Here is a 23,062-nt window from a genome sequence, read left to right on the forward strand (position 1 = left end):
GATATGTAACTGCTGATGTTTCAGCACTATAGCATAGACTCAACAGTATCAGGTATTCTCGCATCGGATAATGATCTTGTTCAAATCGGATTTCAGGTATTTTTGAGAACTTTTGATGCACATTATCTAATGAATGACATCAGTTAGACTCCTTAACTCTTTGTTTTACCTATATTCTTAGAGTTTCGCTTCATAAGAGGTTTGACATGAAATATATATTTGGTTGTTTTCTCTCAGCAATCCTGGGTGGTCTGATTGTTACGTCAATGAATTCACCCTCTCGTGGTTGGATTTCAATTTCAGAAGCACAAGGTCCACCACCTAAGTTGACGGGACCGAGGATTTTACCTCCTACGCCATTACGCCCGCCAGGTTCGAATCCACCAGTGGCGAAAGATTCAAAATTACCTGACCGGAAGGAAGTCTTTAATGCACGTGGGTTGACGCCCGAAGAAGAAGTCAATGTGAGTGTGTATGAAAAATTAAATAAAAGTGTGGCACACATCACAACGAAAAGCACAAAAACAGATGGTTTTTTCTTACTTGAGTATGATACGGAAGGTGCTGGTTCTGGAGCGATCATTGATAACGCAGGCCATATTCTAACGAATTATCATGTCATCGAAGACGCTCAAGAAGTTAATGTAACGTTGTTTAATGGAAAGTCCTACCCGGCAACTTTTGTTGGCGCTGACGCGATTAATGATATTGCTGTGATTAAAATTGAGGAAGATCCGAGTGTCTTGAGTCCTGTGGTTATGACAGATTCCAGTCAATTAAAAGTCGGTCAAAGAGTTTTTGCGATTGGCAATCCTTTTGGTCTCGAACGAACGATGACGTGTGGCATCATTTCAAGTTTGAACAGATCATTAAAACTACGTGGTAACCGCACAATTAAATCGATCATCCAGATTGATGCTGCTGTAAATCCTGGTAATTCAGGAGGCCCCTTACTCAATTCACATGGCCAGTTAATTGGTATCAATACTGCTATTGCCAGTAAGACTGGCCAAAGTTCAGGTGTTGGCTTTGCAATTCCTTCGAATTTGGTGGCGCGTGTGGTTCCACAGTTACTGACACACGGTCACATGATCCATCCGGAAATTGGAATCCAGCGTGTCTACGAAACCGAACAGGGATTACTCGTCGCTAAGTTAACGCCCGGAGGGCCAGCCGAGAAAGCAGGGATACGTGGCCCCAAAATATTGAGACAGAGAAGAGGTTTGATTGTGATTGAGCGTATTGATCGCGGAGCCGCAGATTTAATTGTTGCCGTTGATCAAAAACAGGTCAAGTCCGCGTCTGATTTTCTTGACTATATCGAAAGTAAAAAACCAGGAGACACGGTGACTGTGACTGTTCTAAGAGGCAAAGAGCAAACTCCTACCAAAGTCTCAGTGACTTTGACGGCCAGTCACCCGAGTCGATAACAAAAAAAGCTCCCTGAATGCATGATTCAGAGAGCCTAGATGTAAATTGTGAATAAGCTTAGTTCAGTGCAGGTTCAACGTTAATTCGTCGACCTTCCTTGTCGAAGTAGACTTTTCCCTCAACCAGAGAAAAAATGGTATAGTCTCTCCCCATACCGACATTTTTACCAGGATGCCATTTTGTTCCGCATTGACGGGCAATAATATTTCCTGCCAGGACGCTCTCACCGCCAAACTTCTTGATTCCACGGCGTTGTGCCTCTGAATCACGCCCGTTACGGCTGGAACCTTGTCCTTTCTTATGAGCCATTTCTTTAATCCTCAGATCGCAAAACTCACCCGCATTTAGGGGTATCAGTAAAAAACGTGTTATTTAAGGCCGTATATTGGCGAATTAGGCCCGAACTTGCAAGTGATAATCGTATTTGACGCTCAGATCTCGCTTTTTTCCAGGGATTGGTAAAAATTAAGGCTTGGGGGCATCAGGATCTTCCAGATTCAGTACTTTTTTCATCGTAGCTGCCGTTTTAGGATCATCTGGTAGATAAACCCAGTAGGGATTCCCTTTCGGACGAAATTCCTGTTCCTGTTGCCCAAACTCATCGCCAGGTCGCCAATATTGCTGTACCAGAACTTTTCGTAGGGTAATCGTTTTTCCGTCAGGTCCTTCTACATTTTTATAGCCATTTGAGAGTCCCGAAAAGAGCAAAGTAAAGTAATCCGTATTGGGGTCAATTCCGGTCCACACACAAAGACCATAAATCGCATTTTCATCTTTTGCGTTCTTGGGAGTTTCAGCTGGTAGTTCGCCAATAATATCGACAGCATTCTTAAACTGGCGTCGTTCTCGTTGATTAATGATTTTCTCTGCCTCAGGAAGAATCTGATTGGGGTAGATTTTCTGTTGGCCATTATCGTTGGTAATCAGTGTCACTTCAGGAACAAATAAAGCTGGCCCTGGAGGCGGAACTTTTTCATTTTCAGGAGTGAATTCGTCGGTATCGTCACGTCGTTCGATAGGACGAAGGACGCATTTGTATACAATGTACCAAACTAAGGTTTTCTCTTTCTTGCCAGTTTTGGGGTTCGTCAAGTCCATGCGAACCATCCGCATCGGCTTGAAAGTCGCATCAAGTACCCATAACGATTTCTGAGCTGCCCGTTCCTCACCTGTGGCTGCTAAGTCTGCTTTAATCGTAAAGCCACGAGTCAAATTTTGAGCAACGGCTTGATTATCAGTCCATGAAAGATGCAAACATCCACAAATCAAAAGGATCAAAGCAGATTGGTTACGAGAATTATGCATGAAGAACCTCAGAGCTTCTGGCGAATCAACATTGAGAGCTGTTTTTGAGAGTACCAGTTTATCGACGTATTCACTGAAACTCCAACAGAGACTTTGTGGAAAATTATGAACGGTACAAATGAATATTTCCGAAAGTGCAAGATGGTGGAACAACTTTTAGCGACATCCACATAATCTGACTATACCCGTGCCGAGAATGGATGGTCAAGCTCTTGATTTGAGAACTCAGAGATTTCGCTGGCAAATTCAGGGCATAGCCATATTGATCCACGAATTTAAGTGGTTCACGTTCGTCGAGAAAGTCCTGTATGCGACTGAATGAGTCGAATTCAGGTGATGAACTGAGCCTTACCAGAACCACACAGTCGATTAATCAGCATAAACGCTACAAACGACAACTGATGTAGGATATGTTTTGATTCAGGGACTGTGCTTTAATGCAAATCATGTCCAGTCAGTTGTTGTTCGATTTCATCGGCATGTTGTGCGACAGCCATGACACTTTTGCGAATGTCCTCGGCATCTACAGTCGAACGCGGGAATGTATCGATCATCACAAATTTTGTCTTGCCATCTACTTCGCGGATGGAGATTCCGCCATGTGAAATCTCTGAATTTAGTCGAAGTGCTTCTTCATAATATTCGGGCTGTGCATCGCAGCAAGTGCTGTAGATCAATAATAATCGTTCATGCATCTGGTGATCGCTACGTTCAATAAACACAGTTTGTTTCCGTTTACCAGATTGTTTGACTTCCAGAATATATTGCAGTCCTTTACGTTTCCAGGAGACGTTCTTATTTCTGCCAAACGCTTCGAAAAGCATCGCTTCAATATTCTTCACTTGTCCCAAAACGGCATTCAGAAACTGTGCTGCCATGAACCCATTTTGGAATCGGTTGGCAGGACTCTTATCCAGCATCAAAGAGACACATTCCGCAATCTCCAGTGAAATGTGGGGACACAACTCACGCACACTTGGTGTGGGTTTGGATGTCACTTCCTGAATGAGAGAATTGAAATCCTGCCCACGATGAGGAAGTTGTCCCGTTAACAATACAAAGAAGCAAACTCCCAACGAATAAATATCTGATGTCGCCGTGGCAGGAGATCCCTGAAATAACTCAGGGGCCATGAAGTTTGGTGTACCTGCCAAGGATTCATGTGAATATAGTTGATCGTCAGCATTAATTCGTTTTGCCAGGCCGAAGTCCGCAATTTTAGGGACTCCCGAACTGGTTAAGAGAATATTCTCCAACTTCAGATCCTGATGAATAATCCCTTTCATATGCGCAGTTCCCAAGCCAGAGGCAATCTGCGCGATTAACGAAGTTGCATGTAAGGGATTAAGTGGGCCATCTTCTCGGATGATATGACTGAGTGCTCTACCAGCGACCAGTTCCATTTCGAGAAACCGGTAACCACGCGCTTCACCAATGGCATGTGCCGTTACAATGTTCGGGTGGTTCAATGTGGCAACTGCACGACCTTCATGAAAGAAACGTTCTACATAGTCTGGATCGCGTTCCGCTAAGCGTGGCAACAAAATTTTCAAAGCGCATTGTCTTCCGAGATCACGGTGAGTTGCCAGGTAAACCATCCCCATTCCACCGCGCCCAATCAACGATTGACATTGATAGACATGTAAATCCGTGCCAATAATAGGGTCTGCTTCTTCAGAAGAAAACGGGGGTACGACAGGAACTCGTGCATCCAAATTATTAAAAACGATTGTTTCTTCTAAAGCAGATGCAGAGATATCATCAACCTGTGCGCCACAAACAGGACAGGATTTTTCCCCTCCCTCCTGGAAGAAACTCGAGTTACAGTTGGCGCAGTATTGAAGTTGGCAATGGTTTTCTTGTGTATCCTCTTCAAGGTCTTGTTCTGATGACATTTCTATAATTTGCTCTTCGGAACAGTTAACATCTGTGATTAATGAGTCGTTCATTGATGTGGCCCTGCTAAATATCATACCTGAATTTGAGGTAAAAGCGATAACTGGTTTCCTTGAGATGGGGGTGTTGTTCTTTATGATTCGCTTGGGAGTTCAGATTATTTGGAATGAATCCCGAATTTCCTGAAAAAAACATGAGTTCGCGCTTCTTAATCAAGACTATATAAACATAGACTGCAGCAAAGCCATTGAAGTTCCATCAGAAATGGTTTTCGTGACATAAAATATTTGAAAAAAATAAGTTACATCAAAACGTCTTGCTGTTCTTTCACGTCAGTAAGCACATTATTACCCAGAAACAGAATATTTTAATGACTGATTCTGAAAATACGCCTGCCGATGAGTCCGAGTCGAAAAACTCCAATTTGGCTCAGAACAATGTGCCTGCGAGCAATAATCAAGGTCCAGAATCTCAAGACTTTTCTGAAGTCGTTGAACAGGTTGTCAATGATGAGGAAGAGCAAATCGTCTGGCTGGCCGATGATCAAGCTGCACCTGACCTGGAAACGCGAGTGAACGTACGCCCGCCGGGTCCCGGGTTATTGGAATCAATTGGCTGGATGTTCGGTGTCATTGGTGCGCATTTCGCAGGTGGTTTGGTTTTTATCGTTGGTGTGTTTGTTTATCTGATTGCCACATCAAAAGTAGGACCAAAGCCCCAGGAAATAAGCAATCAGTTTAAGCAGTTTCTTGAAGATCATGTTCTCGAGTTAGCGGGAGTCGAACAAGGTGTCTTTGTTTTGATTGTCATGGCGGCAGTCGGATTACGTTTGGGGAGAGGTACTTTTGCAAAATTAAACTTGCAACCATTTGCCATTTCCACTGGCTTATTGTTTTTCATTACAGTTCTTCCACTCTCTTTGATTTCAGGAGAACTTTATCGGGTCACTTTTGATGTTTGGAGTCTCTTTGCTGATCAGTGGCCAGTGTTAAAACAGTTCGATGAAATGAATACGATGGAGGCGGTAAAGCAGATGGCCGAAAACAGTCCCTTGTGGGCACTGGTCATTGTAATTGCAGTTTTTCCTGCAATTGGCGAAGAATTGGTCTTTCGTGGTGCGATTGGCCGTGGACTTCTGGCACGTTGGGGATTAATCCCTGGAATTCTGATTACTTCCATAATGTTTGGAATGGTTCATGCGCATCCGGCACATATTGTCGCTGTCATACCGTTGGGTATGTTTATGCATTATGTTTACTACGTCACGCGCAGCTTTTGGGCTCCTGTTCTGGTGCATTTTTTGAATAATGCGTTTGCGGTATCCATGGCGAAAGTCGCGACCTCTCTACCAGAAGAAGCGGCAAAATTAGGTGACGAAACACAGGCCGTCCATCCCATGATAACTTTATCTGCCAGCCTGTTTATCGCCCTTGTTTGCTTTTATTTATGGAAAACACGTTCGCAATATCGTAAAGAAAATGGTGAGGTGTGGACCCCGGGATACGTTTCAAACGAAAGCCCACCGCCAGATACAAGCATCACGCTGCAACGAGGTAAAATTACTTACGGAATCTATTATTATATGGCTGCGCTTTTTCTAGTGTTTCTTGGCATGGTACAAATCTTTGGAATTGAATAGTCTCGAATCCAAATAAACAGTTTCCAGGTCTTAGAGCGTTTTTAAATATTCCAAAACTGCTTGTTTCTGAGACTGATCTAAATCGTTCGGATAATAATGTCCACTCGCCGATTTCCCAAATTGTGTTGTATCAAAATAGGTCCGTTTTTCCATTTTGGATAGCTTTTCTGGAAGCGTTGGAAACGATTTGATTTCTAAACCAACTTTGTTGACGTCATAACCATTTTCCGTACGTTTCCAAACTTGAGGACGTTCCTCAGGATGCAGCACATGCCACAAAGTTGGCACCGAACCATTGTGAAAATAAGGGGCAGAAGCCCAAACACCATTCAATGGAGGCGCAACATATCCTCCTGGTGCTTCAACAACTGGATCTTTTCCGAAGCGGGAAAGCCAGCTCTGGTTTAAAGCGGCACGATACGCAACCGGTAATGAATTCAATCGCGCCGAATCAGTTTGCAAATCATCAATGGATATCGTTTTCTCTGGATAGGTTGAGTTGTCGCCATAAGTTCCATGGCAGCGCGCACAGTGATGATTAAAGATTTTCTTTCCTTGTTGGGCAAGTTGATTGTCGATGTCCCAGCGATAGTGGGGAGCCTCTAATGACTCAATGTAAGCTAGAATGTCAGCAAAATCGGATTCCCAGTTTTTAATTTCACTTGCATTATTTTGTGGCACCAGAATGAACTGCATCAATACCCTGTGATTTTTTGTGACGAAGGCATCTGTATAAATTTTCTGTTTTCGTTTCACATTCCACCAGGCAGGGGGATCCATATCATGGTGTAATAATTGAGGAATCGAACGGCTTTTGTCAAAATTCATCTCAGGGTCACGGAGTGAATCAAGAATGACTCCAAAGATGACCGAGTTAGTGGTTCCATGTGTCGTTCCCAATGGCATGCCCAGCGCAGCCATGTCCAGATGGCTCAATTTCTTGAGTTGCTGAAGTTTCACTTTGCTGACATCTTCCGTGAGTGTGTGTAATGCGACGTGGCTATTCGGCGCACCGGGAATTACAGTGCCAGCCACTTTTCCTCCATGACAAGTAAAACAATTCATCACCCATTTTTGTTGAGGAGTTACTACATAGCCTAATGGAGCGGACTTCGAATCAGGGCGTTCCATGATTCCATAATAGGAATAGATCATCTTGCGGCGTGCTGCGGGTGATGCCTTTTCTGCTTTCTCTTTTAATTCCTCTGGCCAGACTTTCCAGAGATCGTCAAAGACTGCTTGATCAAAATCAGGTGGTAAGTACGCTTTTGACGTTAAGAACCGGTATCCCCGATCGACTGAAGATTCTTCCGCAGATAGTGGAAGTGAGCAACTCAATAATGTCTGAAAAATGCAAATGAAAATGCATAGAAGTCGCATTGGTTTTCTCTTTAGAAATTCAAATTAGCTAAATTGAAATGACACATTCAATCATACGGTAGTTGCCACTTTTAAACAAAGCTAAGCGAGTTTCGGAGAGAGTAAAGCGATCCTCGTTTAGCATTTCGATGGTTTTCTTATTTTAGTACCAGTGAGCAAAAAGGCGAGCAGAACCTTAAATATTCAGTCGCATTATTGAGTAGCTGGTTTATGGATGAATTTCACCAAAAGTTAATAATTATTCCAGATTTTGAGGGGATTTCTTCATCTCAAAGGAGAATCTAAGCGGGAGTATATTCTCAAATAGTGGAATTTCCTTCGATTTAATCCCTGTTTTTATCTAGGTGATATTTCTCTTTTTTTGAGGGGTCTATTGGTTTTACCTAGGAATTATATTTACTTTTCCCTGGGAGATATATTGATGAGAAAGCACTTACGTGGTTTCACGCTGATTGAATTACTCGTGGTCATTGCCATCATAGCTATTCTGATCGCACTGCTTTTGCCAGCTGTGCAGCAGGCACGGGAAGCAGCTCGAAGATCTCAATGTAAAAACAATCTAAAACAACTGGGAATTGCGTTTCATAATTATCACGAGACACACAGTGTTCTCCCGGCTGCTGCGTATTGCAGTGGATCTTCTGGAATTGCTCATTGTCATACCTGGCTCGAATCGTTGTTACCGTTTATCGAACATTCGACACTTTATAATCAGATTGACTTTTCAGTGCCGAATCACCAAGGGCCAAATCCGGCAGCACTTAACGACTGGAAAACAGGGGTTTTGATGTGCCCCTCCGATCCTGAGAGTGGACTTTACCCAAACTCTCGCGAAGCAGGTTATACACCAGGTGCGGGCAACTCACTTGGGGCCAATTATAAACTCTGTGCAGGGCCGTTACATATGAATATTTGCCCCATTCCAGCACTAACGCCTAACATCAACTGCAAGAGTACCGGAGGAGCACGTGCAAGTGTTGAAGCTCCCGGAATGTTTAATGGTGGTCGTATTTCTTACAAATTCAAAGATTGCACTGATGGCACGACGAATACATTTTTGATCGGAGAAGTTTTACCAATCTATAGCTCCTTCAATATGTATTTTGCATCGCATATGCATATCGGCACGACGAATCCTCCTCCTAACTATTTTAAAACCTATACAGCCTGTCCCAAGTCCAGAGATGCACGAGTCGATACCTGCTATGCCCATATGGGGGGCTATATGAGCAACCATGTCGGTGGAGTTCATATGTGTCTGGCAGATGGTAGTGTGCGGTTTGTTAGTGAGAACATTGATTACGCAACGTGGAACTACCTGGGAGATAAAAATGATAAGCAACCCCTAGGTGAGTTTTGACCAAAACACCTGGGTATGTGAGATGTCTGGAAATTTATTGTGAATTTTGCGGAGAGATATCATTTCATGAAGCATCAAGGATCTCGCTTACAAATACTGAAGTGTTCTTTTTTCATAGCGCCATTTCTTTCTGTCCTGTTGGTGGGATGCGGTGGAAACGAAAAGCCTGAAACAACTCTGGTCTCGGGGCTCGTCACGCTTGACGGAAAACCGTTGTCAAAAGGGACGGTTACTTTTCAGTCAAAATCAAGAGGTGAAGGAACTTTGAATCGCCCTGCCATTGGTCAGATTGATGAAAATGGTCGTGTCCAGTTATCAACCTTCGAAGAGGGAGATGGTGTGTTACCTGGGAACTATACGGTCGTCATCACAGCTTTTGATAACGATCCTTCTGTCGAAGAGTATGCCGCTGGTGCACAAAGGAAATCTCTGATTCCGGAAAAGTATAGTAATCCGCTGACATCGGGATTAGAAGCAGTGGTTACTGAAGGCGAAAATGAATTTACATTTGATCTTCATCAAAAAAAATAATGAGAATTCAGTTTATTTGAATAGCTTCGCATAATCACGATTCTATGAATTAATCCCTAAGGCAAAAATGGAAATAACGTTTTGACGTTTTCCTCTGTTAAAGGAGATCCATATTCACATGGCTCGAATGCTTCGATGAGTTGGATTTCCTGACCACGTTTTTTGCCATAAGTTTCGATGATTAGTTCACGATGCTGATCGGCCAACGGTCCGATTCGCTCTCGCATTTTGCTACTTAACCAGACTTTTCGTTCTGATGGATTGGCAGGCACTTCATGTTCATGAAAATGATTATATGGCAACCAGTCATAAAACTGGGAACGATGGCAATCGAGCGCGTCAATCAACTTGTCCCACACAGGCTCTACATCGACCACAACTGTAGGAGAGAAAGGGTAGGGACGTGTAAAATGATCTGAGAGATATGCAATCACCGGGTTTTTTCGTAACGCAGGGACTTCGGGAACAATCGGAGGAACTGTTACCATATAAGCAGCATCACAAACCAACTGTGATGTATAACGGTGGTCAGGATGATAATCATTCGGGCGATGTGTCAAAATTAAATCGGGATCAAATTGGCGAATCAGACGAATGATTTCAAAACGGGCTTCAATGGTCGGTTGTAAATAGCCATCTCGATTTCCCAGGACTTCATATTCTATTCCGAGCGCATTTCCGGCCGCTGTAGCCTCAGCCCGACGAATTTCGGCTAGTTCGGTCCCTGAAAGTCTTTGATGCCCAGATTCTCCGTTCGTCACACTCACAAACTTCACACTGTGACCTGCCTGTTGATATAAGGACGCAGTTCCCCCCGCTTTGATATCGCAATCATCTGGATGAGCACCAAAAATCAGGATTCGTAACGATTGATCTGCCATGGAGTTCTAAACCTTCATATTGTTAGATAGAATTGCAAACATGATCCAGGATCGTGGTCATGTAATCAAATCATATTAGTTGTACATAAAGTACTTTAAATTCACTAGTATGAGTTCAATAATGGTATTGAACACACGACCTGTCGAGCGTGTCAATCAGATACAGAAAATTGAATTGTTGCTTAACTGAAGGTATGAGCAGATGTCATTACCCATGATGGATAATAGTGAAGAAGTCTATGAAGATCCCCTTGATCTAATGGATGAAATCGAAGAGCTCAAAAAAGAAAAAGACGCCACACTATTAGCACACTTTTACATAGACGGTGAAATACAGGAAATCGCTGATTTTACGGGCGATAGCCTGAAATTGGCTCGTGATGCCGTCACAGTCAAAACTTCGACCATTGTTTTCTCAGGTGTCCATTTCATGGCGGAATCGACCAAGATTCTGAGCCCAGAAAAGAAAGTACTTTTGCCGGATCTTAATGCGGGTTGTTCTCTAGCCGAAAGCTGTCAGTTTGGCGACTTGGATTCATTTCAAAAAAAACTGAAGGCAGAGGGCCGCGATTTCGAGACAGTTGCCTATATTAACACAAGTGCCAAAGTAAAAAGCCTCTGTGACTGGATTGTCACCAGTGGTAACGCACGTGAAATCATTGACCGTGTACCACAAGGGAAAGAAATCTTATTCGTACCAGACCAACATCTCGGACGTTACCTGATGGAAGTTACGGGACGGGAAATGATTCTCTGGCCAGGTTCCTGTATGGTGCATGAAATTTTCAGTGTGCAAGGTTTGTTGCGTGCCAAAAAGAACAATCCAGGTTCCCTTGTGCTGGCTCATCCGGAATGTCCCCATAAGATTCTGGAAGTCTCTGATTTCATTGGGGGGACAGAAAAACTGCGGCAATATGTGATGTCGATTAAAGAACCGGGCACTTTTTTAATTGCCACCGAAGCGAACATGATTCACCCACTGGAAAAATCGGCACCACATCATACTTATATTCCGGTTCCAGGAATTATTTCTTCGTCAGGCGAAACTTGCGCCTGTAATCGTTGTCCACACATGGCTCTCAATACATTACAGAAAGTCCGAGACTGCTTGAAACATGGCAAGCCAGAGATCGAATGGCAGCCATACTTCGATCAGGCCAAGGAGGTCTTGCAACGTAGTTTGCTTCAATAAATCAGACTGCGGTATTTGCCTTCTAAATGTGCTTCTTTTCTAGGCAACTTGCTCATTTCTTGCATAAAAATCTTCATGCCGTCTGCAGAATTAATATTTTTGCCCAATAGAAAAGGACGTTTTTCTATTGTAATTTGACGTTATTCCATCTCAGCTTGGGTAGGACTTCTTTTATTAGGTTAGTTGACTTATTTTTTGGCACATTCTTTGCCTTTCCTTAACATTCATAAAATCAAATCTCATAGGGTCTAGCATCTATTGAGGTTGAATCAGGGTGATCTCTCCTGCGCTCACGGAGTATCAGTCACAAAAATTTAATAGAAGTGACATCTACAAAAGAAACTCAGACTGAATTAACTATCATCGCAAGTTCTTCGTGTGGCGCTCTCCCTAAACTTGCCAAACAATAGCAGGCCTTTTCATTCTTTTATTGCTTTGAATTGAGATACCCTTGCGCGCCGTTCATCTCTGATCGATTCGTTCAATATTTCTCAATGGTTAAACGATTGAAAATTCCAAAAGTAGCTGCAAAAAGAAAGCACAACGGAAATGGAAATTCAAAATAAAGCAACCAGGATTAATCTATTCAATTTTTCGACTCCGCAAATGCGTGCATTTCATATGTCCTGGTTTGCATTCTTTCTTTGCTTCTTCGCCTGGTTCGGTATTGCTCCCTTGATGAAGGTGGTCCGGGAAGAGATGCTCCTGACAAAAGAGCAAATTGGCTGGTGTATCATTGGTTCTGTTGCAATTACAGTCATTGCTCGGCTCTTTATCGGCTGGCTCTGTGATCAAATTGGGCCGCGTTTGTCTTATACATGGCTATTGATTTTGGGTTCTCTGCCTGTGATGGGAATTGGATTCGCCCACGACTATACCACTTTTCTGATGTTCCGAATTGCCATTGGTGCGATTGGGGCTTCGTTTGTGATTACACAGTACCATACCTCAATTATGTTTGCCCCGAATTGTGTCGGAACTGCCAATGCCACTTCTGCTGGCTGGGGAAACCTGGGAGGGGGAGTCACACAGCTTGTGATGCCACTCATATTCACTCTGTTTATCGGAGTATTGGGATTCAGTGATTCCTTAGGTTGGCGTGCTTCCATGTTTGTAGCTGGTCTGATTTGTGCTTTAACAGGTGTTGCTTATTACTTCTTGACACAAGATACACCAGATGGAAATTTTAAAGAATTGCGTGCTGCTGGGAAGTTGCCTCAAAAAGCAAATAACAAAGGAAAGTTTTGGACTGCCTGTAAAGATCATCGAGTTTGGGCACTGTTTGTCATCTACGGTGCCTGCTTTGGAATTGAACTTACGATTAACAATATCGCTGCACTCTATTTTCTGGACCACTTTGATTACTTCCAGGATATGGAAACAGCACACGCGATCAAAATGGCTGGTTTGTTTGCTGGTATGTTTGGTTTGATGAATATTTTTGCCCGCACTCTGGGTGGACTTTTTGGTGACCGGTTTGGAGAAAAATGGGGGCTTAGTGGACGAGTCAAGTGGTTATTTGTTGTGATTTTCTGCGAAGGTATCGCACTGATGCTCTTTTCACAGATGAGTATTCTTGTGATGGCGTTACCCGCTCTCATTATCTTCAGCCTATTCGTCCAAATGTCCGAAGGTGCCACTTATTCTGTGGTTCCGTTTATTAATCCCAAAGCGTTGGGGGCCGTTTCCGGTATTGTGGGAGCCGGTGGAAATGCAGGGGCCGTTGCAGCCGGTTTTCTGTTCAAAACACATGCAATTACCTGGCCAACTGCCTTGTTTATTATTGGAGCGATTGTGACGTGCTGTTCCTTCTTGACCTTCATTGTGCGGTTTAGTGAAGAAACGGAAGAAGAAGTACGACTCGCTCATGAATTAGCAGTGACTGCCAGAAGTGGAGAGAAAGAGCTTGCTACAGCCATAGGTAATTAAAAAGCTTATGTGACTCTGCGAATAACAAATTAAGTGCTCTGAGTAAAAGGTGGATTCACTGTGATTCAAAGAAATTCTGAACCAAAGAAGAATGTGGTTGTCATTGGCAACGGCATGGTGGGGTTACGGCTGTGTGAACAACTGGTTGAGAAAGACCAGCAACAGCAATTTAAGATTGTAACATTCTGTGAAGAACCACGTGCTGCATATGACCGTGTGGGATTAACACAATTTTTCGCTCATAATGATGCAGAAAAATTAATGTTGGCTCGTCAAGAATGGTACTCGGAAAATGACATCGATCTCCATTTAGCAGACCGTGCAGTCAGTATTGATAGACAAACTAAAATTGTCCGTTCCCAAAAGGGTATTGAGATACCTTATGATAAGGTGATCATCGCAACAGGGTCCTATCCTTTCATACCAGAAGTTCCTGGAATCAAAAACCGAGGAGTCTTTGTATATCGTACAATTAACGACTTGGAATCGATCATAGACTACGCGAAACATTCGAAGCGGGTAGCAGTGATTGGAGGTGGGCTCCTGGGCTTGGAAGCAGCAAAAGCAGCACTGGATCTGGGCCTGGAAACACATGTATTGGAGTTTGCTCCACGTTTAATGCCGCGACAAATTGATGACGCCGGTTCAAAAATTCTGATTCAAAAAATTGAGGAATTGGGAGTTCGCGTCCATCTGAATAAAGCTACCAACGAAGTGTTGGGAGAATCCAAAGTGACGGGGATTCAATTTCAAGATGGCGAAGTGCTGGATGTTGACATGATTATCGTCTCAGCCGGTATTCGTCCTCGTGATGAGTTAGCTCGTGAATGCAATCTTGAAGTGGGAGAACGAGGGGGGATCCTCGTCAACGATTTTCTACAGACCTCTGATCCCGACATATATGCTGTAGGAGAAGTCGCCTTACATTCAGGAATGGTGTATGGTCTCGTTGCACCTGGATATCAAATGGCAGAGGTGGCGGCAGCTCACTTATGTAGTATCGATCTAAAATTCGAGGGAAGCGACCTTTCCACTAAGTTAAAGTTAATGGGCGTGGATGTTGCCAGCTTTGGTGATTATGAAGCCGATCCCAAAAATTCGAAAAGCCTCACTTTTGAAGATCCTTTTGCAGGCGTCTATAAAAAATTAGTTTTTAATTCCGATGGGACCAACCTCCTGGGGGGCATTTTAATCGGCGATGCTTCTGATTATGGCAGTTTGTCGATGCTGACTAAGACCGATGGTGTGTTACCTTGCAGCCCACATGAACTCGTCGTTGGCTCCAATAGTGGCATTCCGGGAGGTAGCATTGCAGAGATGCCAGACGAAGGGCAGGTCTGTTCTTGTAATAATGTCACAAAGGGGCAAATCTGCGCGGCAATTCAAGATGAAAAACTGACTTCAGTAGATCAGGTAAAAACGTGTACCAAAGCTGGAAGTGGATGTGGGGGATGTTTGCCCCTGGTGACAGATCTATTTCAAGCAGAGATGGAAGCGTCTGGTCTTGCGGTCAACAATGACCTGTGTGAGCATTTTGAATTTTCACGAACAGAACTACTCAATATTATTAAAATTAAAAAACTCAAAACATTTCAGGCAGTTCTCGATGACTGTGGTTCAGGTGCGGGATGCGAAGTCTGTAAGCCGACGGTGGCCTCGATTCTTGCCAGTTTATGGAACGAGCACGTTGTTGACCATGCATTTTTACAGGATACGAACGACCGCTTTTTGGCGAATGTGCAACGCGGTGGACTCTATTCAGTAGTGCCTCGCGTCCCCGGGGGCGAAATTACTCCAGACAAATTGATCGTTCTGGGAAATGTCGCTCAGGAATATGGCCTTTATACGAAAATCACCGGCGGACAACGCGTTGACTTATTCGGGGCGGAAGTTCATGATCTGCCTGCGATCTGGGAAAAATTGATCGACGCTGGATTTGAAAGCGGCCATGCATATGGTAAAGCGCTGCGTACAGTCAAAAGCTGTGTTGGCACAACCTGGTGTCGTTATGGAGTGGGAGATTCTGTCGGTTTCGCGATACGACTGGAAGAACGTTATCGCGGAGTCCGTGCTCCACACAAAATCAAAGGAGGTGTTTCGGGGTGTGTTCGCGAATGTGCGGAAGCACAGAGTAAAGATTTTGGGCTCATCGCGACAGAAAATGGTTATAATCTCTATATCTGCGGGAACGGCGGTGCCAAACCACGACATGCCGATCTTTTTGCATCAGATCTTGATGAAGAAACTTGTATTAAGTACCTGGATCGATTTTTGATGTTTTATATTCAGACTGCGGATAAGCTAACGCGTACTGCTGCCTGGCTGGAGAAACTGGAAGGGGGGATTGACTATTTAAAAGAAGTTGTCATCGAAGATAAATTGGGGATTTGTGAAGAGCTGGAAGCCATGATGCAATCATTGGTTGATAGTTATCGTTGTGAGTGGAAAGAAGTCGTTAATAACCCTGAGAAAAGAAGGCTATTTAACCAGTTCGTGAATACCGAAGATCACCAACCCTCAATCGAATTGATTCCACAACGCGGGCAGCATCGCCCAGTCGACTGGGCTCCCGATTTTATTCCGATGGATGATCTCAAACCGTTGGAAAAAACTGTCGAAGATAATAATTCCCAACTAGATGAACAACCACGCGAGTGGGTCCATGTAGGAACTGTAAGTGATTTTCCAGAGAATAGTGGAGCTACTGTAAGATATGGTATTTCACAAATCGCAGTATTTAATTTTACCAGTCGTGGTGAATGGTATGCTTGCCAGCAAATGTGCCCTCATAAGCAGGCAATGGTATTATCACGCGGAATCATTGGTGATACACAAGGCATCCCCAAAGTGGCATGCCCCTTACACAAAAAAACATTTTCTCTGGAAAACGGGACTTGTTTGAGTGGTGAGCAGAATTATTCAGTAAATGTGTTTAAAGTAAGAGTTGATGATATGCAGAATGTGTACTTGGAACTCCCTGAGGAAAAAGTACTAAATGAATTACTAAATCAAATAGAATGTGCTGGCGCTCACTAAGCACAGGATATCAAATGACCTTATCTCAACAACAGAATTCAAAAAAACAAGACGAACAACTTTTAGCACTGTCAGTAATTGAAGTAGTACAGGAAGCAGATGAAGTTCGTACCTTTCGATTGGATAACTCCAAAGGGATTTTTCCGATTCATAAACCAGGCATGTTTACCAAGGTTTGTCTTAACATTGATGGAAACGAAGTTTGGCGAAGCTTTTCAATAAGCTCATCGCCATTGCAGCCGGAAAACATTGACTTAACAATAAAACGCAATTCTCAAGGACAGGTCGGAAATTATTTTTTTGAACAGATTCGTCCAGGAAGCCGCCTATTGTTAAAAGGTCCTTTGGGACGATTTTACTATGACCAGGAGCAACATAGAGAACCACTTGTGCTGTTGTGTGCCGGTATTGGTATCACTCCGATGATGAGTATTGTGCGCTACTTACAAGATTTCAATCAAAACAGACTCTGTTATTTGTTTTATGGTGCCAGAACTCATAGGGATATTATCTTTGATGAGGAAACTCGACAGCTAATCACTCAAATGCCTGGATTCCATTACTATTTGACTCTTTCCCAGCCAACTCCTCATTGGTTGGGATATTGTGGATATCTCAATTTTGAATTTATGCAATCAAAGGTCTCTCAACTTTTGGCATCTCGTTTCTTTTTATGTGGTCCCAACCGATTTAATCAGGATTTTGAAGAACAGCTTTTGGAAGCCGGGGTACCACAGACATTCATTCATAGCGAGCAATTTCATAAAACACGAAAGCCTCAATAAAAGATATGACATTTGACGTTGGTAGAGATGACCAGAATCCAATAATCGCTTTTGATGACCCTGCGTCGAATTTACAAAGTAATGCCGCCTGTAGTACAGAGCTTGATCTGATTGCGATTCTCTTGAAAGAGCAGCAGTCATTAACTGCCATCGATCAATTTTCAAAACAGTATGACACCCAGGCAATACCAGCTCAGTCAAGATACTATTCTGATCTGATTCCTTCAGCGTTTCCACAATCCGGGGAACAATATGCTTTTGAGGTGGATTTGGACCGTTGTTCCGGCTGTAAAGCGTGTGTGACAGCCTGCCATTCACTCAATGGACTTGATGAAAACGAAACCTGGCGTGATGTTGGTTTACTGATTGGTGGGTCGAATCAGGATCCGATTTATCAACATGTCACCACTGCTTGTCACCATTGTCTGGAGCCAGCATGTATGCATGCCTGTCCTGTAAACGCTTATGAGAAAGATCCACTGACCGGAATTGTGAAACACTTGGACGACCAGTGTTTTGGTTGTCAGTATTGTACATTAGCGTGTCCTTACGATGTTCCTAAATACCAAAGCCACAAAGGAATTGTTCGGAAATGCGATATGTGCAGTCAGCGGTTATCTGATGGTGAAGCACCCGCTTGCGTGCAAGCGTGTCCTCATCAGGCGATTTCAATTAATATCGTCAATCAGGAACAAGTCATCGCAGATTCGGAAGTCAACCCATTTCTACCTGCGGCGCCTGATCCACAGATTACGATTCCCACAACAACCTACAAGTCGAAAAAACCGTTTCCCCGTAATACATTACCGGCAGATTATTATTCGACCAGTCCTCAACACGCCCATCTACCATTGGTGATCATGCTGGTACTCACTCAACTTTCTGTCGGCGCTTTTCTTGCGGGATCTGCTTTAGAGTATTTATTCAGTGTAGAAGAAACAGCCATCATGAATCGCTTATATGCGACAAGTGCGCTGTTCTTTGGTTTAACTGCATTAGGAGCCAGCACACTCCATTTAGGGCGTCCTCTGTATGCGTTTCGAGGCATATTAGGGCTGAAACATTCGTGGCTGAGTCGAGAAATTCTAGCATTTGGTATTTTTGCCGGTGCAGCAATGTTGTATGCAGTTTTGACTTGGGTTTCTGATTCGACGTTTCCGGAATTGGAATCCTGGCAACCTCTGGCAGGACAAATAGTTAGTTTCTTGGGAATGGTTGGTATTTTCTGCTCGATCATGATTTATGTATTTACGAAACGTGAATTCTGGAGCTTTGAAACAACCACGATCAAGTTTTCTCTCACTACGATTCTATTGGGAATTGCTTCGACATGGTTGACGATTTTCATTGTGAATTGGACTGATGACTCTCCAGCATCAAATCTATTGATCGCTCAAGCGGGACCGCTCCTCTCCAAGGCATTGATTCTGACATCAATCATCAAGCTTGGTTTTGAAGCTTCGATATTTCGTTATCTGATTCGTCGACAAAACTCACCACTCAAGCGTTCGGCTTTATTGATGAGTGGGCAATTGTCAAATGTGACACTCGCTCGTTTTGCATGTGGTTTACTGGGAGGGATATTGATGCCTTGCTTTTTACTGAACCAGCAAACACAACCTCCACATAGTTTAAATCTCTTCATAGCCGTCAGCATATTATTTATTGCATGTTTGTTCGGTGAATTATTGGAAAGATATCTTTTTTTCTCCGCGGTGGCAGCTCCTCGAATGCCCGGAGTATTACGATAAGCGTTAGTTTACAATCCTACTGGAATTCATTTTATGTCCATCATCAATCAATCAAGGCTCAGTGATCTGATCCATCAAAAAGAAGGGCCGCTCACGCGAGAGTTATTGCTCTCTCCCGGTGGATTTGGACTAGGAAAAGTTCCTGAAAAAAATACTCCTGACGCAATGACTCAGATGGTCTGTGGGTTTTGCGGTACAGGTTGTAATTTAAATATTCATCTGAAGGACGGTGAAGGGGTTTGTGTGACTCCAACCACAGAATATCCCGTCAATCTAGGGATGGCGTGTCCCAAAGGCTGGGAAGCTTTATCTGTGCTGAAATCTCCCGACCGAGCCATTAGCCCTCTCATTAAAAAATCTCACAATCACTGGGAACCGGTCGATTGGGACACAGCCCTGAATCTCTTCACGCGAAAATTCAAAGGCATCCAACAGCAATATGGGACAGATTCAGTCGCCTTTCTGAGTACAGGCCAAATGGTTACTGAAGAAATGGCATTTTTAGGAGCGCTTGCTAAATTCGGCATGGGCATGCTTCATGGAGATGGAAATACACGACAGTGTATGGCTTCGGCGGTCACCGCATATAAGCAATCATTTGGATTCGATGCGCCTCCATTCACGTATCAGGATCTCGAAGAATCAGACGTATTGGTATTTGTCGGAGCTAATCCCTGTATTGCGCATCCGATTATGTGGGAACGCGTCATGCGTAATTCGCACGATCCAGAAATTGTAGTTGTTGATCCACGAAAAACCGAAACGGCGATGCAGGCGACTCAGCACTTACAGATTTATCCCAAATCAGACCTGACATTATTTTACGGTATCGCGCGCATTCTTATCGAAGGTGGGTATCTTGCTGAAGATTTTATTCAAAATCATACGGAAGGCTTTGAAGAATTTGCTGCGCATGTCAGAGATTATACAATCGAGCGGGTTGCTAATGAGACAGGACTCAGTCGCGCTGCCATTGAACACTTTGCAGAAATCATTCATTCCGGAAAGCGGGTTTCTTTCTGGTGGACCATGGGAGTCAATCAAAGCTATCAAGGCGTACGCACCGCTCAATCATTGATTAATCTGGCTTTGATGACAGGAAACATTGGAAGAGCAGGAACCGGTCCGAATTCGATTACCGGCCAATGTAACGCCATGGGATCGCGTCTATTTAGCAACACAACAAACCTGTTGGGAGGACATGATTTTCTCAACGCAGAGCATCGTAGTAAAGTTGCTGAAACGCTTTCGATTCCAGTTGATCGTATTCCCACTGAAAACAGTTGGCCATACCATAAGATCATTGAAGGAATATTGGCCGGTAAAATTAAAGGGCTTTGGGTCATCTGCACCAATCCAGCACATTCATGGATTAACCAGAGACAGGTACGTGACATTTTAAACCGGTTGGATTTTCTCGTGGTACAGGACATGTATCATACTACCGAAACAGCCCGTCATGCGGATTTGGTCTTACCAGCGGCTGCCTGGGGAGAGAAAGAGGGCACGTTTATTAATGCAGAACGTCGAATCAGCCGTGTCAAACGTGTCACACGTGCTCCGGGACAGGCTTTATCTGATTTTTCGATTTTCAAATTGATCGCTCAATACTGGGGCTGTGCTGACATGTTTTCGCAGTGGAAATCACCAGAGGATGTCTTTCAAATGATGAAGCAGCTGACAAAAGGACAACCATGTGATATTTCCGGTATTGAAGATTATGCAGCAATTGAAGAGCAGGGAGGTATTCAATGGCCGTTTCCTGAGTCAAATACCAAACCTTTAGAACAACAACGTCGATTATTTGAGGATGGTCAGTTCTATCATCAAAATGGCCGTGCCAAAATGATTTTTTCCGAACCAACAAAAATGCCGGAAGCGCCAAATGAGCAATATCCTTTTATTTTGTTGACCGGTCGAGGCACCGCTTCACAATGGCACACTCAAACCAGGACGAAAAATTCTGACGTGTTGCGGAAACTCTACCCAGCGCGAATTTATGTAGAACTCAATCCACAAGATGCAAGTGAATTGTCTATCAAACCCAATGACAAGATATTTGTGGAATCACAGCGAGGGCGTATCAAAGCACGGGCATTTATCACTCAATCTGTACAACCGGGACAAATTTTTATTCCCATGCATTACGAACAGACCAATCAATTAACCGATGCGGTTTTCGATCCCTATTCGAGCCAGCCCTCTTATAAATGCTGTGCCGTTCGGGTACTGCGAAATTGAACCAAATCTACGAGATCAAGTTATGCAAACCATTTTGAGATATGGTTGCCTCCAATATTCCTGACTATTCTCAATGATGCGCGTTTTTGTTCAGTAAAATATGGTCATCTTTGCTGACCAACGCCCAATCTGATCCGGGTGTGCCTTGGAGACTTTAGCCGAATTCCCGTTTTCTTGTTCGATTTTGATAATGGTCAGCGACTAATCCATAAAATCGGAGTTTGTCTTTTATTGCGCTAATGGATTCCGAAGAATACCGATATTCCTCATAAGCACTCTGAGCAAACATAGATCAGGAGTGCGCGCTGCATGTGAGACAAGATGATTTCAACCCTTTCATCCTTGGAATAGCATAAATCAGGCCAATGAATTTATTGACAACTCGATCCATGCAGCTTAAAGCTTGCTTCTTTTTCTGTTTATTCCTATGTTCCATGCCCTTATATGCACAGGAAGCTTCTTCAGCTCCGGCTTGCATTAGCGATACACAACAATGTGTTCCGGATCAGGATTGCACTTCTTGTGTGACTGAACTCAACTACTGGGTTGTCAGTAGTCGTTGTTGTGTTCAGAAAAGTAATTGCTGTTGCCCATGCTGTGAATTTGATGTCTATCATTCCAGTGGAGGAGGAAATGTTACAGAGTCTTCATTTGAGACTTTAGTCCAATCGTTAGATCCTAATGCTCCGATTTGTATCATGGTGCATGGCAGCTTTGTGAAGTGGGAAGGAGCGCTAACAGATTCGTATAATACCTATTTTTGGCTGAGGAACGCAGCCCCAAATCGTCCGCTGAATGTGATCTTCTTCACATGGCCCAGCGGTGAAATGCCTACAAAGATACTACCAATCGATGTCAACATCCTTGGAAAGCGAGCTGAGTATAACGGGTATTATTTAGCACAATTGATTTCCCAATTGCCTGAACAGCACGATATCAGCCTGTTAGGTCATAGCCATGGTGCTCGCATTGTATCGTCAACTCTGCATTTAATTGGAGGTGGTTCGATTCAAGGCTTCTCTTTGAATGAATGTGGGATTTGTATCCCTTGTCACTCGCGACGCATTCGTGCGGTATTTGCTGCCGCGGCTATTAATCACAATTGGTTAAATCCCGGGCAACGTTATGGCTGCAGTCTGAACTGTATTGAGTGCCTCGTTAACCTTCGAAACAAAAAAGACAGAGTGCTTCTCTTCTATCCCGTACTTGCCACGTTTTCACGCAGAGCATTAGCGCGTACCGGCTTCACTTATCTTGATCGACGCGCCCTTGGTGATTGTCTCAGTCGCGTGAATGATATCGATGTTTCGAAGTGTGTCGGCGCAGGCCACATGTTTCCAAACTACTATAGCCATCCAGAAATCGCGGAAACCATTGTGCCAGCAATTTATTTTAATGAGAGCCACTAGTGCTCCGTTAAAGTTTGCAAATGTTTGGTCCGCATAAAAAAGCTTAATGATGGTGCCTGTCAAAATGAGGTCTGCGTAAGACCGGTCCTTAAGCTTGCATTCCAATCCGATCGAGAAAGTTCTGGCTGGCCCCACTCTCTAAACGAGAATTTTCTGATCGAAAGCAGATTCTCACAGAATCCCCAATTTCGTAGTCGAATCTGGAACTCTTTTTTTACATAATGGTGGCAACAATCCTCTATCTCATAGAAGATTGTGTATTATTTTCTAATGTCGATCTGTTGTATCATATTGCA

General features: G+C 43.6%; 16 protein-coding genes. 11 read left to right on the forward strand and 5 right to left on the reverse strand.

All coding sequences use genetic code 11. The annotated features are described in order from the left end of the window. Positions 1-206: 206 nt before the first annotated feature. Positions 207-1,430, forward strand: coding sequence for a S1C family serine protease (locus V144x_RS14355; RefSeq protein ID WP_232102816.1), 1,224 nt, complete (start codon positions 207-209; stop codon positions 1,428-1,430). A 58-nt stretch (positions 1,431-1,488) separates the two neighbouring features. Here the strand turns inward: V144x_RS14355 and rpmA are convergent, their stop codons facing one another. The 3 genes from rpmA to V144x_RS14370 form a co-directional block, all read right to left on the reverse strand. Next, positions 1,489-1,740, reverse strand: coding sequence for a 50S ribosomal protein L27 (gene rpmA / locus V144x_RS14360; protein ID WP_144985837.1), 252 nt, complete (start codon positions 1,738-1,740; stop codon positions 1,489-1,491). A 156-nt stretch (positions 1,741-1,896) separates the two neighbouring features. After that, the gene (locus V144x_RS14365; RefSeq protein ID WP_144985838.1) at positions 1,897-2,736 is read right to left on the reverse strand and encodes a hypothetical protein; all 840 of its coding nucleotides are present in this window, start codon (positions 2,734-2,736) and stop codon (positions 1,897-1,899) included. Between the two features lie 434 nt (positions 2,737-3,170). Then, a complete protein-coding gene (locus V144x_RS14370; RefSeq protein WP_197998935.1) occupies positions 3,171-4,685 on the reverse strand; it encodes a serine/threonine protein kinase in 1,515 nt (504 codons plus the stop codon). Positions 4,686-5,002: 317 nt separating this feature from the next. Here V144x_RS14370 and V144x_RS14375 point away from each other — a divergent pair, with 317 nt between their 5' ends. After that, positions 5,003-6,271 (forward strand): CPBP family intramembrane glutamic endopeptidase, encoded by a 1,269-nt coding sequence (locus tag V144x_RS14375; RefSeq protein WP_144985840.1) that lies wholly within the window; start codon positions 5,003-5,005, stop codon positions 6,269-6,271. Positions 6,272-6,301: 30 nt separating this feature from the next. On the opposite strand, the gene V144x_RS14380 is transcribed toward V144x_RS14375, so the two are convergent. After that, the gene (locus tag V144x_RS14380; RefSeq protein WP_232102817.1) at positions 6,302-7,651 is read right to left on the reverse strand and encodes a c-type cytochrome; all 1,350 of its coding nucleotides are present in this window, start codon (positions 7,649-7,651) and stop codon (positions 6,302-6,304) included. Between the two features lie 421 nt (positions 7,652-8,072). Between V144x_RS14380 and V144x_RS14385 the strand changes: the two genes are divergently transcribed. Both V144x_RS14385 and V144x_RS14390 read left to right on the forward strand, forming a co-directional pair. Beyond that, positions 8,073-9,011, forward strand: a complete 939-nt coding sequence (locus V144x_RS14385) for a DUF1559 domain-containing protein (protein WP_144985841.1) — start codon at positions 8,073-8,075, stop codon at positions 9,009-9,011. 66 nt (positions 9,012-9,077) lie between these two features. Further along, on the forward strand, positions 9,078-9,542 hold the full coding sequence (locus tag V144x_RS14390) for a carboxypeptidase regulatory-like domain-containing protein (protein ID WP_144985842.1): 465 nt from the start codon (positions 9,078-9,080) through the stop codon (positions 9,540-9,542). Between the two features lie 56 nt (positions 9,543-9,598). On the opposite strand, the gene V144x_RS14395 is transcribed toward V144x_RS14390, so the two are convergent. Continuing rightward, positions 9,599-10,423, reverse strand: coding sequence for a PIG-L deacetylase family protein (locus tag V144x_RS14395; protein ID WP_144985843.1), 825 nt, complete (start codon positions 10,421-10,423; stop codon positions 9,599-9,601). A 202-nt stretch (positions 10,424-10,625) separates the two neighbouring features. Between V144x_RS14395 and nadA the strand changes: the two genes are divergently transcribed. The 7 genes from nadA to V144x_RS14430 all read left to right on the forward strand — a co-directional run bounded on the left by nadA (position 10,626) and on the right by V144x_RS14430 (position 22,766). Continuing rightward, on the forward strand, positions 10,626-11,615 hold the full coding sequence (gene nadA, locus V144x_RS14400; RefSeq protein WP_144985844.1) for a quinolinate synthase NadA: 990 nt from the start codon (positions 10,626-10,628) through the stop codon (positions 11,613-11,615). Between the two features lie 549 nt (positions 11,616-12,164). After that, complete coding sequence (locus V144x_RS14405) at positions 12,165-13,544, forward strand: MFS transporter (protein ID WP_144985845.1); 1,380 nt, start codon at positions 12,165-12,167, stop codon at positions 13,542-13,544. A gap of 60 nt (positions 13,545-13,604) precedes the next feature. Then, complete coding sequence (nirB, locus tag V144x_RS14410; RefSeq protein WP_144985846.1) at positions 13,605-16,580, forward strand: nitrite reductase large subunit NirB; 2,976 nt, start codon at positions 13,605-13,607, stop codon at positions 16,578-16,580. 14 nt (positions 16,581-16,594) lie between these two features. Next, entirely contained in the window at positions 16,595-17,365 is a 771-nt protein-coding gene (locus tag V144x_RS14415; RefSeq protein WP_197998936.1) for a ferredoxin reductase, read from the forward strand. A 5-nt stretch (positions 17,366-17,370) separates the two neighbouring features. Then, positions 17,371-19,116 (forward strand): DmsC/YnfH family molybdoenzyme membrane anchor subunit, encoded by a 1,746-nt coding sequence (locus V144x_RS14420; RefSeq protein WP_144985848.1) that lies wholly within the window; start codon positions 17,371-17,373, stop codon positions 19,114-19,116. A gap of 33 nt (positions 19,117-19,149) precedes the next feature. After that, positions 19,150-21,357, forward strand: coding sequence for a molybdopterin oxidoreductase family protein (locus V144x_RS14425; RefSeq protein ID WP_144985849.1), 2,208 nt, complete (start codon positions 19,150-19,152; stop codon positions 21,355-21,357). 524 nt (positions 21,358-21,881) lie between these two features. Next, positions 21,882-22,766, forward strand: coding sequence for an alpha/beta hydrolase (locus V144x_RS14430; RefSeq protein WP_197998937.1), 885 nt, complete (start codon positions 21,882-21,884; stop codon positions 22,764-22,766). Positions 22,767-23,062 lie beyond the last annotated feature (296 nt).

This window comes from Gimesia aquarii, assembly GCF_007748195.1.
In the GTDB taxonomy this organism is placed as follows: Bacteria; Planctomycetota; Planctomycetia; order Planctomycetales; family Planctomycetaceae; genus Gimesia; species Gimesia aquarii.

Excerpts from the sequence above, each read along its gene's own strand:
- V144x_RS14355 (WP_232102816.1), top strand. The coding sequence starts at position 207 with ATGAAATATATATTTGGTTGTTTTCTCTCAGCAATCCTGGGTGGTCTG.
- rpmA (WP_144985837.1), bottom strand. The coding sequence starts at position 1,740 with ATGGCTCATAAGAAAGGACAAGGTTCCAGCCGTAACGGGCGTGATTCA.
- V144x_RS14365 (WP_144985838.1), bottom strand. The coding sequence starts at position 2,736 with ATGCATAATTCTCGTAACCAATCTGCTTTGATCCTTTTGATTTGTGGA.
- V144x_RS14370 (WP_197998935.1), bottom strand. The coding sequence starts at position 4,685 with ATGAACGACTCATTAATCACAGATGTTAACTGTTCCGAAGAGCAAATT.
- V144x_RS14375 (WP_144985840.1), top strand. The coding sequence starts at position 5,003 with ATGACTGATTCTGAAAATACGCCTGCCGATGAGTCCGAGTCGAAAAAC.
- V144x_RS14380 (WP_232102817.1), bottom strand. The coding sequence starts at position 7,651 with ATGCGACTTCTATGCATTTTCATTTGCATTTTTCAGACATTATTGAGT.
- V144x_RS14385 (WP_144985841.1), top strand. The coding sequence starts at position 8,073 with ATGAGAAAGCACTTACGTGGTTTCACGCTGATTGAATTACTCGTGGTC.
- V144x_RS14390 (WP_144985842.1), top strand. The coding sequence starts at position 9,078 with ATGAAGCATCAAGGATCTCGCTTACAAATACTGAAGTGTTCTTTTTTC.
- V144x_RS14395 (WP_144985843.1), bottom strand. The coding sequence starts at position 10,423 with ATGGCAGATCAATCGTTACGAATCCTGATTTTTGGTGCTCATCCAGAT.
- nadA (WP_144985844.1), top strand. The coding sequence starts at position 10,626 with ATGTCATTACCCATGATGGATAATAGTGAAGAAGTCTATGAAGATCCC.
- V144x_RS14405 (WP_144985845.1), top strand. The coding sequence starts at position 12,165 with ATGGAAATTCAAAATAAAGCAACCAGGATTAATCTATTCAATTTTTCG.
- V144x_RS14415 (WP_197998936.1), top strand. The coding sequence starts at position 16,595 with ATGACCTTATCTCAACAACAGAATTCAAAAAAACAAGACGAACAACTT.
- V144x_RS14420 (WP_144985848.1), top strand. The coding sequence starts at position 17,371 with ATGACATTTGACGTTGGTAGAGATGACCAGAATCCAATAATCGCTTTT.
- V144x_RS14425 (WP_144985849.1), top strand. The coding sequence starts at position 19,150 with ATGTCCATCATCAATCAATCAAGGCTCAGTGATCTGATCCATCAAAAA.